The 12,663-nt window shown below is 64.6% G+C and carries 9 protein-coding genes; 2 read left to right on the top strand and 7 right to left on the bottom strand.

From position 1 onward, the window contains the following. Positions 1-9 precede the first annotated feature (9 nt). The 6 genes from BPHY_RS22605 to BPHY_RS22580 all read right to left on the bottom strand — a co-directional run bounded on the left by BPHY_RS22605 (position 10) and on the right by BPHY_RS22580 (position 9,204). Positions 10-1,134, bottom strand: coding sequence for an HlyD family secretion protein (locus BPHY_RS22605; protein WP_012403779.1), 1,125 nt, complete (start codon positions 1,132-1,134; stop codon positions 10-12). Between the two features lie 85 nt (positions 1,135-1,219). Further along, positions 1,220-1,663, bottom strand: a complete 444-nt coding sequence (locus BPHY_RS22600; protein ID WP_012403778.1) for a MarR family winged helix-turn-helix transcriptional regulator — start codon at positions 1,661-1,663, stop codon at positions 1,220-1,222. A gap of 63 nt (positions 1,664-1,726) precedes the next feature. Continuing rightward, entirely contained in the window at positions 1,727-2,152 is a 426-nt protein-coding gene (locus BPHY_RS22595; RefSeq protein WP_012403777.1) for a MarR family winged helix-turn-helix transcriptional regulator, read from the bottom strand. A 74-nt stretch (positions 2,153-2,226) separates the two neighbouring features. Continuing rightward, positions 2,227-3,117 (bottom strand): transglutaminase family protein, encoded by an 891-nt coding sequence (locus BPHY_RS22590; protein ID WP_012403776.1) that lies wholly within the window; start codon positions 3,115-3,117, stop codon positions 2,227-2,229. Next, positions 3,114-5,726: a circularly permuted type 2 ATP-grasp protein gene (locus tag BPHY_RS22585; RefSeq protein ID WP_012403775.1), complete on the bottom strand. Its 2,613-nt coding sequence runs from the start codon at positions 5,724-5,726 to the stop codon at positions 3,114-3,116. Before BPHY_RS22585 ends, BPHY_RS22590 begins: the two co-directional genes overlap by 4 nt. 49 nt (positions 5,727-5,775) lie before the next feature. Next, positions 5,776-9,204 carry a transglutaminase family protein gene (locus BPHY_RS22580; protein ID WP_012403774.1) on the bottom strand — a complete coding sequence of 1,143 codons (3,429 nt, stop codon included), beginning with the start codon at positions 9,202-9,204 and terminating at the stop codon, positions 5,776-5,778. Positions 9,205-9,550: 346 nt separating this feature from the next. Here BPHY_RS22580 and BPHY_RS22575 point away from each other — a divergent pair, with 346 nt between their 5' ends. After that, positions 9,551-10,615, top strand: coding sequence for a zinc-binding metallopeptidase family protein (locus BPHY_RS22575; protein WP_012403773.1), 1,065 nt, complete (start codon positions 9,551-9,553; stop codon positions 10,613-10,615). Between the two features lie 55 nt (positions 10,616-10,670). Here BPHY_RS22575 and phaP read toward each other — a convergent pair whose 3' ends face one another. Then, positions 10,671-11,090: a phasin family protein gene (gene phaP / locus BPHY_RS22570; RefSeq protein WP_012403772.1), complete on the bottom strand. Its 420-nt coding sequence runs from the start codon at positions 11,088-11,090 to the stop codon at positions 10,671-10,673. Between the two features lie 337 nt (positions 11,091-11,427). Here phaP and BPHY_RS22565 point away from each other — a divergent pair, with 337 nt between their 5' ends. Then, complete coding sequence (locus BPHY_RS22565; RefSeq protein WP_041764552.1) at positions 11,428-12,600, top strand: HPP family protein; 1,173 nt, start codon at positions 11,428-11,430, stop codon at positions 12,598-12,600. Positions 12,601-12,663: the final 63 nt, after the last annotated feature.

Below are 12,663 nucleotides of genomic sequence, written 5' to 3'. Positions count from 1 at the left end.
GTCTGTCGATTACGAAGCCGGGCGGGCAGAGTCGCGGGCCGCTTCGGAGGGCGCGTCATGCTCGCGCAAATGCACTTTCACCGTCGCCGACAGACCCGGGCGCAGCACGCCCTGCATGTCCTTCGGCACCGAAAGGCGCACGCGCACAGGCACGCGCTGCACGATCTTCGTGAAGTTACCGGTGGCGTTCTCGGCGGGCAGCACGCTGAAGGTTGCGCCCGTCGCCGGCGCGAGACTCTCGACCACGCCTTCGATGCGGCGGCTCGATGCGTCCAGATCGACATCGACGGTGTCGCCGACTTTCATCTTCTTCAACTGATCTTCCTTGAAGTTCGCGTCGATCCACAGACCGCTCGCAGGCACGACCGTCAGCAGCGACACGCCGACATTCGCGAGCACGCCGACACGCGCCGTGCGATTGCCGACATAACCGTCGATGGGTGCGCGGATCGTCGTGTACTCGACGTTCAACGCGGCGACACGCTGGGCCGCCAACGCCGTTGCGACGCGAGCGTGCGCATCGTTGATCTGCGCATCGAGCACGGCAAGTTGACGCTGCGCGGCCGTCAACGCCGCGCTGCTGCGATCCACCGATGCATGGGCTTTCGCGAGATCGGCATCGGCGCGCTCGACGACCTGGTTCGAGACGGCATCGTCCTTCACCAGTTGGCGATAACGCACCGAATCCGACGCGCTTCGCGTCAGCTCCGCATTCGACGCGCGCACTTCGGCACCCTGCTCGTTGATGGTCGCGAGTTGCAGCGATTTCTTCGCTTCCAGCTCGGTCACGGCCGCTTCAGCGCTCGCGACCTCCGCATCCGCCTGGGCGAGACGCGCATCGTAATCGCGCGCATCGAGACGAATCAGCACCTGGCCCGCTGTCACGTACTGATTGTCCTGCACCAGCACGTCGCTGACGAAGCCGTTCACTTTCGGCGCCAGCACGGTGACGTCGCCGCCGACATAGGCGTCGTCAGTGGTTTCGACAAAACGGCCCACGAAGAACCAGTATGAGGTGGCGGCTGCGATCACGACGATCACCGAGATCACCGCCAGTAGCATCCACGGAATGCTGCGCGCCTGCTTCGCCGCGCCTGCGACCGCGGACGGCGCAATGGAAGGAGTGGTAGACATGGCTGTATTTTCTTGTGCGTATGCACTGGAAGACGTTGAAAAAATGCGCTCAAATGCGCCCGCGTTGTTGCATCGAAATCTTTCGTCACCGCCTGGTCATGTCGAACAGTTCTTCGCGCAGCCGCGCCGCACGCTGTGATCCGAAACGCTCCTCGAATTCGCTCTGCGCCGCGTTCCAATGCTCGCGTGCTGTCTTCAGGCGCTCTTCCCCCACCGTCGTCAGCATCACCGTCAACACACGGCGATTGCTGCGCGACGCTTCCGTGAACACCAGTCCGTCGCGTTGCAGCGGCTGGATCGCGCGGACCAGCGTGGTGCGTTCCATCACCATCGAGTCGGCGAGTTCCTTCATCGTCATCCACTTGCGGCGCAGCAGCCGGCACATGATCGAAAACTGCGTGGTTTTGAGGCCTACTTGACCGAGGTGACGGTCGTACACCTGAGTCACATAACGCGCCGCCTGCCGGATCGCAAAACAATCATCTTCGGGCGACACCCGTAATTCTTCCGTTCCCGCTTTTACGTGCATATGCACACCATGAAATCGAGTTTGCCGTGCATGCGATGCATGCGCACAAAAAACACCCGCGATTTATGAAGACGTCAGATTGAACAGTTCGGCGCGCAATGCTTTCGCGCGGCTGCGTCCGAACTTGCTTTCGAACTCTTCCTGCGCGGCGCGCCACGCAAGCGCCGCCTGCTCGAAGGTATCCTTGCCCGCTTTCGACAGGCTGAACTGATACGTGCGCCCGTCGTGTTCCGACGATTCGCTGATGACAAGTCCGTCCCGCTGAAGCGGCTTGAGCGCACGCACGAGTGTGGTGCGTTCCATCACCATCGAGTCCGCCAGTTCCAGCATGGTCAGACCCGGCTTGCGCGCGAGCTTCGCGACGATCGTGAACTGCGCCGCCGTCAGGCCGACCTCGCCCAGGTGGCGCTCATAGATTTGCGTCACGTACCGCGCCGCCTGGCGCAATGCGAAACAGTTGCAATCGTCGTGGGAAATGGGCTTGCTCATGGGAAGGAAGTGTATATGTGCGTATGCACGCTGTCAAACCGCCGTGCGGCACGCGAGGTGAAATTCATTGTTTCTCACAGCGCCACCACACCGACGGCCACATCGACGCGATGTGCGCCGCCGCCAAGGATCATGCCGCGCAGCAGCGAGACGTCGCTATAGTCGCGGCCGATTGCGAGGGTCACGTGATCCATATCCGCGAGCACGTCGTTGGTCGGGTCCAGATCGATCCAGCCGCTTTGCGGGCAATGCACCGATACCCACGCATGCGACGCATCCGCGCCGATCAGACGTGGCTGGCCGGGTGGCGGGTCGTTGCGCAGATAGCCGCTGACGTAACGCGCCGGTAAGCCAAGCGCGCGCAGACAGCCGATCATCACCTGCGCGAAATCCTGACACACACCGCTCTTCATATCGAATGCGCGTTCGGCGGGCGTATCGAACATGGTCGCGGACGGTTTGTAGTCGAAATCCGCATGAATGCGGTGCATCAGATCGATCGCGCCCGCAACGATGGGGATGCCCGGCCGGAAACTGCGCAGCGCGTAGTCGCGCAATGCAGGCTTGAGCGCGATGTTCGGCGATGCGAAACAGAACTCCGCCTGCGGATGACACGCACCGCCCGCACGAAACCGCAGTGAATCCGCGACCTCTTCCCATGCGGACGTCGCCTCGGGATCGAGATCGGACCAGCGCGGCGTGAGCTGCACGGTTGTTTCGCTGACCATTTGCAGACGCTCGTGCGGCGCGTCGAGCGCGAAGTACAGCACGTCGTTGCCGAATGCATCGATGCGGCTATTCAGATACGATGGCGCCGGCTCGATGCGCTCGGTGTGCGCGACTACGTGCTGCCAGGCACACGCGAGCGGCCGAATGGTCGCAAGATGCTGCGCGGTTTCGACAAGCGTCGAATAGTGATACGTCGTGCGATGCGACACGCACAAGAGCGTCTGCGCGTCTTTCATGACGACACCTGCGCCGCGAGCGACTTCGCATGGCTGAAATAGCGCGCGCTGATTTCGTTGGCGGCCGCCGTTACGCTCATCGCAAGGCGGTCGCACAGCGAGATCAATTCCGCGTACATGCCTTCGCCATTCGTCTCGCACAGCTGTTCGAGCGACGGCAGCATGGCCGCGGACGGCAACATGTCGCTGAACGGACGATGCCGCGTGCCGCCCGCCGCCCGCGAAATGTCATCGAGCTTCGAGCGCAAGCGCATGTACACGCCGTACAGCCCGCGCGGATTGGTCGGTTCGATAACGAGCAGATCGAGCAGCGCGGGCACTTCGAGACGCCCCGGATACAACGACCGGTACGTCAGCGTGCTGTCGAACAGTTGCAGCAGCAGATCGAATGCGGCGGGCGTCGCGAGCTGCCGCTGCATCGCGACGACACGCAGTATCGACGTCATCGCCCATACGCGCTCGATATGGCGCCCCGCGAACATCAGACGCCATGCTTCGTCGCGTGTCATGCGGTCACCCTGCGCGCCGCTGATCGCCGCCAGTTGCGTGGCGAGATGTTCGAGCGCATTCATCAGCGACACGCGGTTGTAGCGCGCCTTGCCGCGCGACGACGCCTTCGACGAAACGGCCGCAGACGGTGTCATTTCGTGCAGTGCATCGCGGAAGTCGTTGCGCGCCGCGAGCGTGATGCGCCAGTGATCGTTCGAAAGCCGCCCGCGTATCTCGCCGCTTGCTCGCGCCTGACTCGCGAGATTCTGGCCGATGCTGTAGGCGCCCGTGTTTTCGTGCAGATTTGCGACCAGGGTGCGTTCGAACGCCTGCAGCGACTGCCCGGCGACGATGTCGCCCGGTTGCACGAGACCGAACTGCAGCGCGAGTTCAGCGAGCGTGGCGAACATCGTGTCCGCGCCGTTGCTTTCCAGCGATCCGAGTATCAGCCGCAGCAGCCGCACATTGTTTTCCGCGCGCTCGCCGTAGCGGCCGCTCCAGAACAGGTTCTCCGCGGCGCGGCTCGACACCGTCCGATGCTTGCGCGCGAGATCGGCGGGCTGGAGCGGCGACGGCAACAGCGTGAACGTCGAATTGGGATGACTGGACAGCACCCACGCATCGACGCTGCTGCCGCCGAACTGCATCGACACCGACGACTGCCGCTCCCCCGCGAGACGGGTGAAACCGCCCGGCAGCACGTGCCAGTCGCCGTTCGCATCGGCGACGGCAATCGCGCGCAGCACGGACGGCCGGTTGCCGAGCGTGCCGTCTTCATAGCGCGGCGTGCACGAATACGGCAACGGCTGCTGGATCGTAAACGCATCGGGCGCGCGTTCGATACGGCTGCGCCACGCATCGAGCCGCTGCGCGCCCTGGGCGATGCCGGGCGGCCCGTCCGGCGTGCGCACGGGCCACGTCGGTTGCAGAAACGCTTCGTCCATGGTGGCGAACGCATGCTCGCGCGCGGCTTCTTCGCCGCACCACCACGTCGACACGCCGTTCAGCTGCAGCGGTTCGTTCAACAGCGTCTGCGCGATGCCCGGCAAGAAGCCGTGCATCGCCGGCGATTCGAGAAAGCCCGAACCCGGCACGTTCGATACGATCACGTTGCCCGCACGCATCACCTGCAGCAGGCCGGGCACGCCGATTGTCGAATCGGCGCGCAATTCGACGGGATCGCAGAACGCGTCGTCGAGACGGCGCAGCACGACATGCACGCGTTCCAACCCCGTGAGCGTCTTCAGATACAACATGTCGTTGCGCACCGTCAGATCTTTGCCTTCAACGAGCGTCACACCCAGATAGCGCGCAAGAAACGCATGCTCGAAATAGGTCTCCGCGAATGGCCCCGGCGTCAGCAGCGCGATGTGCGGCGCGCTGTCAGTGTTGCCGTCGCGCATCGTCGCGCGCGCCCATTCGGCGAGCGTCGCGATCAGCGTCGAGAAAGTGGGCGCGAGCCGGCTCACGCGCATTTCGCGGAATGCATCGGCGAATACGTTCGACACGATCATGCGGTTTTCGAGCGCGTAACCGAGCCCCGACGGCACTTCCGTGCGATGCGACACGACCGTCCATGCGCCGTCCGGCGCTCGCGCCAGATCCACGCCGACCACCTGCAGGAACTGGCCGCCCTGCGGCGCGAATCCCTTTACCGCGCGCAGATAACCGGGATGCCCGAAAACCAGCGCGGGCGGCAGCTTGCTGCGCAGCAGCAGCGTCTGCGGTCCGTACACATCGGCGACGATCGCGTTCAGCAGTTTCGCGCGCTGCTTCACGCCGCGCTCGATTTGCGCCCATTCGTCTTCGTCGATGATGAACGGCAGCAGGTCGAGCGCCCACGGGCGCGGCTCGCCCTTGTCAGCGTAGACGTTGTACGTGATGTCGTTGTCGCGCACCTGCTGCGCGATGGACGCGCGTGCCGGCTCCAGCGCCGCGATGCCTTCCTCGCCGAGCAGTTCGAAAAAGCGCCGCCACGGCTTGCGCAGCAGGCCCGATGCATCGCGCAGTTCGTCCCAGTGCCCTTCGCGCACGTCCAACATGGGCAGCGTGCGCAGCAGTGCCAGCGCGTCCGGATGGCCTGCTGCCGCTTCGAACGGAAAGGTCGATTGAAAGGCCAAGATGTCGTCGCGAGTCTGTCGTTATGGGTTTGACGGTTGCCGCAGCGGCTCACCAATGCCGCAGATCCAGAGTGAAAGGAAACTCCTGGCTGCGCGGCGCCGCTTCCACTGCCAACTGGCCCGGCGTGTGGCCCGTCGTGAAGAAGCGCGCGCGACGCCGGCTTTCCGCTTCGTACGCATTCACCGGGAAGGTCTGGTAATTGCGTCCGCCCGGATGAGCGACATGATACTGGCATCCGCCTATCGAGCGGCCCGTCCACATATCGACGACATCGAACGTCAGCGGCGCGTGCACGCCTATCGTAGGATGCAGCGACGACGGCTGCGCCCATGCGCGGAAGCGCACGCCCGCGACGAACTCGCTGACGCGGCCCGTCGGCTGCAACGGCAAGGTGACGCCGTTGACGCTCACGCGATGGCGGTTGTCGTTCAGCCCCAGCACCTTCACTTCGAGCCGCTCCACCGAGGAATCCACGTAACGCACCGTGCCCCCCGCCGAGCCCTCTTCGCCCATCACGTGCCACGGTTCGAGAGCGCCGCTGATCGCAAGCGATAGCCCGTTCGCGTGCATCTCTCCGATGGCCGGGAAGCGGAACGCAAAATGTGGCGCGAACCATTCGCTCTCGAACGCGAAGCCAGCGTCGCGCAGATCGGCCAGCACGTCGTCGAAATCCATCTGCACGAACGTGCCGAGCAGGAAGCGGTCGTGCAGCTCCGTGCCCCAGCGGGTAAGGCGGGTCGTGTACGGCGTCTTCCAGAAGGCCGCGACCAGCGCGCGCAGCAGCAGCTGCTGCACGAGACTCATGCGCGCGTGCGGCGGCATTTCGAAGCCGCGCAGTTCGAGCAGGCCGAGGCGGCCCGTCGGGCCGTCGGGCGAATAGAGTTTGTCGATGCAGAACTCGGCGCGATGCGTGTTGCCCGTCACGTCGATCAGGATATTGCGCAGCGCGCGGTCGATCATCCACGGCGGCAGTTGCGCACCGTTCTGGCCGCCGAGCAGATCGACCTGGCGTTGCAATTGCGCGAACGCGAGTTCGAGTTCGTAGACCTGGTCGTTGCGCGCCTCGTCGACACGCGGCGCCTGGCTCGTCGGTCCAATGAACAGCCCGGAAAACAGATACGACAGCGACGGATGGTTGTGCCAGTACGCAACCAGACTCGCGAGCAGGTCGGGGCGGCGCAGGAACGGACTGTCGGCAGGCGTCGCGCCGCCGAGCACGAAGTGATTGCCGCCGCCCGTACCCGCATGACGGCCGTCGAGCATGAACTTCTCGGTGCTCAGATAGGACTCGTGCGCAGCGTTGTACAGGAACTCGGTGTGATCGACGAGCTGGCTCCAGTTCTTCGCCGGATGAATGTTCACTTCGATCACGCCCGGATCGGGTGTCACCTGCAGCAGATGCAGACGCGGATCGCGCGGCGGCGGATAGCCTTCGATCACGACCTGCATGTTCAGCCCGGCGGCCGTGGCCTCGACGGCGGCCAGCAGGTCCAGATAGTCGTCGAGCCCGGTCAGCGGCGGCATGAAGACGTGCAGCAGTGCGCGGCCATCGCCGAAGGCGTCCGCTTCGACCTTCGGGCCCGCTGCGCGCGCCGGGTTGCGCGCTTCGACGCACAGTGCCGTGCGGATCACCGACGACGCCGATTCGCCGCGCTCGGGGACGCGGTCGCCTGGCTGGGTGCGCGAGCCCTCGCCGCTGTCTGCGCCCGTCCCGCGTCCACCGCCGAAGCCGTCACCGCTGCGCGCCTCGTGTGAAGCGCCCTCGTACTGCATCCGCAGTTGCACCGACGTCCGCAGCGATGCAACTTCCGCGAACGGGTCGTGCGCGTGCTGATACGGATAGTCGGCCTTCGACACCCACGGCAGCGAATCGAGCGGCAGGCGGTAGCCCATCGGCGAATCGCCGGGGATCAGATACATGCGCTCGTCGCGAAAGAACCAGGCGCCGCTCGTCCAGCCCGGACCGCGCTCCGAACGCGCGATGGGCAGCACATAACCCGTCACGCCCGACAACCCCGCGTCGAACACGCGGCGCAGGCGCACGCGCTCCATTTCGTCGTCGAGACGCGAATCGAACGGATCGACGTTGACGGGCAAGCGGCGTTCGCGCCACAGGTAGTACCACGTGTCCTCATAGCCGGCTTGCACATGCCGGCTGTCCACGGACAGCTTGTCCGCGAGCGCGCTGAGGAAGCGGCGCGCGTCATCGGATGTATAGCTGCCCGGAGTGCGCTCGTCCGCGAACAGCGTCGGATCCCGCCAGCATGGCTCGCCGTCCGCCCGCCAGTACAACGACAGCGCCCAGCGCGGCAATTGCTCGCCCGGATACCACTTACCCTGGCCGATATGCAGGAAGCCGTTCGCGCCGTAGTACGCGCGCAGCTTGTCCATCAGCGCGACGGCATAAGCGCGCTTGGTCGGGCCGAGCGCGTCGGTGTTCCATTCGGCGGCGTCGCGGTCGCGCACGGAGACGAACGTCGGCTCGCCGCCCATCGTCAGGCGCACATCCAGCGCGTCGAGCTGGCTGTCCACCTGCGCGCCCATCGTCAGCACGCGGTCCCAGGCGGCTTCCGTATAGGGCTTGGTGACGCGCGGCGATTCGAGCACCCTCGTAATCGACATCGCGTGGGCGAACTCCACTTCGGATTCGTCGACAGCACCCGAGATCGGCGCGGCGCTGCCCGGCTCCGGCGTGCAAGCGACGGGAATATGCCCTTCGCCCGCGAGCAGGCCCGAAGTCGGATCGAAGCCGATCCAGCCCGCGCCCGGCAGAAACACCTCGCACCACGCGTGCAGGTCGGTGAAATCGTATTCTGTGCCGCTCGGACCATCGAGCGACTTCGTATCGGGCGCGAGTTGCAGCAAATAACCGGACACGAAGCGCGCCGCCAGTCCTAGCTGGCGCAGCGTTTCGACCAGCAGCCAGCCGGAATCGCGGCAGGAGCCGGACGCGTTGACGAGCGTCTCCTCCGGCGTCTGCACGCCAGGCTCCATGCGGATCAGATAGCGGATTTCGCGTTGCAGCCGCTGGTTCAGATCGACGAGGAAATCAGTCGTGCCGCGCGGAGAACGATCGATGCTCGCGACAAATTCCGCGAAACGCGGCGTCATCGCGCGCCTGACGCGATACGGCGCGAGTTCCGCCGCGAGTTCGGGCGCGTATTCGAACGGGAACTGCTCGGCGGACGGTTCGAGAAAGAAGTCGAACGGGTTGTAGACAGCCATCTCCGCGACGAGATCGACCGTGATCTTGAACTCAGGCGTCCGCTCGGGGAACACAAGCCGAGCTTGATAGTTCGCGAAAGCGTCCTGCTGCCAGTTGATGAAGTGCTGCTCAGGCTCGACGCGCATCGAATACGACAGGATCGGCGTGCGGCAATGCGGCGCCGGACGCAGCCGCACGACTTGCGGCGACAATCCGACGAGACGGTCATACCGGTAATGCGTAACATGGTTCAGCGCGACGCGTATGGACACTCCGGACTCCTGGACTGGAAAGGCCGATAACGGGGTAACCGCGGGGGCAGCCGCGAAAAGCAAGCTTTATGCCGTCGAGGCTGAAACTGCTGCAGGTGTTGCATGGGCATCGATCGCATTGTCAGGCGGGGACGGCATGCTGCCTGACTTTGCCCAGCTATCTCGCCCACACCTCGCGCGCACCAGAACGGCGCACAAGCGGCGCATGCGTTGCTCCCGTCGCGCACGCAATAGGAGCACGACAGGTGAATACGGGCAGCGCATTTATAGCGCAGCGGCATGAAGATTGCGGGAACGGTGGCGCTTTGCTCCTCCTTCAACAGCACGACACAAATGGGTTCGAGCGATGAAAGCCTTCCATTGCAACCGATGCGGCCAGCGTGTGTTCTTCGAGAACGTGTTGTGCGAACGCTGTGAGGCATTGCTCGGCTACGTGCCGGAACTGCGCGAGATCAGCGCGTTCGAAGCGGCTGACGAAGGCCAATGGCGCAGCCTGCATCCCGACGCCGAGGGTAAGCTGTACCAGCAATGCCACAACTACGCGGTTGAGAACGTCTGCAACTGGATGCTGCCCGCCGACGACACCGAAACGCTATGCCGCTCGTGCCGTCTCACCCACACCATTCCGAACCTGGCGGAGCCGAACAACCGGCTCTACTGGTATCGGCTCGAGACGGCGAAGCGGCGCCTGCTGTACACGCTCGATGCGCTCGGTCTCGCCATCCAGTCGCGCCACGTCGATCCGGACAACGGCCTCGCATTCGATTTCCTTGAGAACGTCGACCCTGCGGCTCCCATCATGACGGGCCACGACAACGGCCGCATCACGCTGAACGTCGCTGAAGCCGACGACGCGCATCGCGAGAAAGTGCGCACCGACATGTGCGAGCCGTACCGGACGCTGCTCGGGCATTTCCGCCACGAGTCCGGGCACTACTACTTCCAGAAGCTGATTGCGGGCACACACTGGCTAAAGCCGTTTCGCGAGCGCTTCGGCGACGAACAGGCCGACTATGGCGAAGCGCTCGACGCCTACTACCGCGACGGCGCGCCCGCCGACTGGGACGCGCGCTGCATCAGCGCTTACGCGACGATGCATCCGTGGGAAGACTGGGCAGAAACCTGGGCGCACTATCTGCTGATCGTCGACGTGCTCGATACGTCGACGGCATACGGGCTCGCGCTATTGCCACCCGCGCCCAACGAGCCGCGTCTGACCGACCAGACCCCCGTCGAGGAAGCGAGCTTCGATAATCTGATGAAACGGTGGTATCCGCTGACGGACGTGCTGAACAGCCTGAACCGCAGCCTGGGTATGCCCGATGGCTACCCGTTCACGCTTGCGCCGCCTGTCGTCGACAAGCTGCGCTTCGTGCATCGCGTGATTGCGCAGGCATCGGCGCGCACCTGAGCGGACGCGGGCCGCACGCGGCCCGCGTTGTCTGAGCCAGCCTATCCGAACGCGGTCACTTCTTCTGCAGCAGCGTCTTCAGCTCTTCGACATTCTCTTCGACGCGCTTCGCAATAACCGCATACGAATCGGCCTGCGTGCGATAAGCGGCCTGCGTGAGCTGCTGCATGTCCGCGAGTGCCTTGTGCAGCGTCTGCTGGACGAGTTCGGCCGTTTGCGCCGACGGCATGCCGCCCGATGCCGCCTGCTTCTGCACAGCCTCCTGCAGTTCGCTCAGCGTCGCACGCAGCATCTCGGCCTGCTTCTGTGCAAGGGCCTGCATGCCCTGCACGGCCGTCTGATTGGCGGCGATCAGCGCCTCGACATCCTTGCGACGCGCTTCCATCACGGCCGGCACGTCGAATCCGGGCAGTTTGAACTGTTCGAACAGCTTGTTGAATTCGGCGAACGGGTTGGCAGCGTCAAAGGGTTCCATGCTCGATCTCCTGGCGCGTCGGTGGAAGGGTTATGTGCCGCTCCAGGATGGGAGCAGGCACACGCCACGATCATGCCCGTTAATGCGGCGATGCGCCAGCGAGCCGAAAAGCAGGCGAACCCCTTTCCGCCCCAATTCATATCACGCCGTGATGCAGTGCAAGGGTATGCCGCGTAGGGGTTTTCCCGGCAGTTTCAGGGTCGTTGCGGGCCCCGCCGTATTCTGATCGACGCCGATTTATATCACGTTGGCATATATCCATGACGACAAGTTGTTTCCTTTCTGACAGGTTTTCCCTTAACGTACGCCTGCCCGTTTCCTATTACACAACAACATCTTGACCCGTTCCCCCTTTCTCCAGTGGCTGGCGCGTTTTTATCCCGCCGCGATGAACGTCAAATGGCCCGAGCGCATGCGCTCGGCACTCGGCGCGCTGATCGGCATCGCCTTCACGGGCGGCAGCATGCATCTGCTGCTCGGGCCGGCCGCGAACATTCCGATGCTGGTCGCGCCGATGGGCGCGTCGGCCGTGCTGCTATTTGGCGTGCCCGCGAGTCCGCTGGCGCAGCCGTGGTCGATCATCGGCGGGAACCTGGTGTCGGCGACGGTCGGCGTGGCCTGTGCGACGCTGATCTCCGACCCGGTCGCGGCTGCGGCTCTCGCCGTCGGCGTCGCAATCGCCGCGATGTTCGCGCTGCGCTGCGTGCACCCGCCGTCAGGCGCCGTCGCGCTGACGGCTGTGCTCGGCGGCCCGGCCATCCATGCGCTCGGCTTTCGCTTCGTGCTCGAGCCGATCCTGGTCCAGTCGGCGGCGCTGCTGGGCGCGGCGCTTGTCTATCACGCGGTGACGGGGCACCGCTATCCGCACGCCACCCGCGCGGCGCCCGCCGCTCCGCAAATGCCCGCGTCGGCTGACAGCGTCACGCGCGCCGACCTCGAAGCCGTGCTGAACCGCCGTGGCGAACTGCTCGACATCGACCCGGAAGACCTCGAAACCCTGTTCCGCGAAACGCAGATGCACGCCTACGCACGCACGTTCGGCGAACTGGCATGCCGTGACGTGATGTCGGCGCCCGTGGTTAGCGTCGCGCCCAACACGACATTGCGTGCCGCCGCCGACCTGTTGCAGCGCCATTCGATCAAGGCGCTGCCCGTGGTCGACAACCGTCAGCACGTGGTGGGCATCCTGACGCGCGCCGACCTGACGAACAAGCCGAAAAGCGCCGACCTTCGTCTGATGGAAGCGCTGTCGGCGCGTCTCTTCAAGCGCGACGAGAATCGCGGCCGGCTCGTCAGCAGCGTGATGACGACGCACGTGCGCACCGTCGCGACGGACACGCCGATCGTTGAACTGGTGCCCTTCTTCGCCGACGACGGTCACCATCACATTCCCGTGATCGACACGCACGACCGGCTGGTCGGCATCATCACGCAGTCCGATCTGATCGAAGGCCTTTACCGGCAAAGCCAGATGCAGACCCAGACGCAACAGCGTCCCGCGGCCGCTTGACAGACGCACGGCGACGCGCGGTGTCGCTGACACGACAGCACTGAATTTTCCGAACGGCGATGC

This window comes from Paraburkholderia phymatum STM815 (assembly GCF_000020045.1).
In the GTDB taxonomy this organism is placed as follows: Bacteria; Pseudomonadota; Gammaproteobacteria; order Burkholderiales; family Burkholderiaceae; genus Paraburkholderia; species Paraburkholderia phymatum.
The sequence above is the reverse complement of the archived record's forward strand: the minus strand, read 5'-3'. Positions and strand labels throughout refer to the sequence as shown.

Excerpts from the sequence above, each read along its gene's own strand:
- BPHY_RS22605 (WP_012403779.1), bottom strand. The coding sequence starts at position 1,134 with ATGTCTACCACTCCTTCCATTGCGCCGTCCGCGGTCGCAGGCGCGGCG.
- BPHY_RS22600 (WP_012403778.1), bottom strand. The coding sequence starts at position 1,663 with ATGCACGTAAAAGCGGGAACGGAAGAATTACGGGTGTCGCCCGAAGAT.
- BPHY_RS22595 (WP_012403777.1), bottom strand. The coding sequence starts at position 2,152 with ATGAGCAAGCCCATTTCCCACGACGATTGCAACTGTTTCGCATTGCGC.
- BPHY_RS22590 (WP_012403776.1), bottom strand. The coding sequence starts at position 3,117 with ATGAAAGACGCGCAGACGCTCTTGTGCGTGTCGCATCGCACGACGTAT.
- BPHY_RS22575 (WP_012403773.1), top strand. The coding sequence starts at position 9,551 with ATGAAAGCCTTCCATTGCAACCGATGCGGCCAGCGTGTGTTCTTCGAG.
- phaP (WP_012403772.1), bottom strand. The coding sequence starts at position 11,090 with ATGGAACCCTTTGACGCTGCCAACCCGTTCGCCGAATTCAACAAGCTG.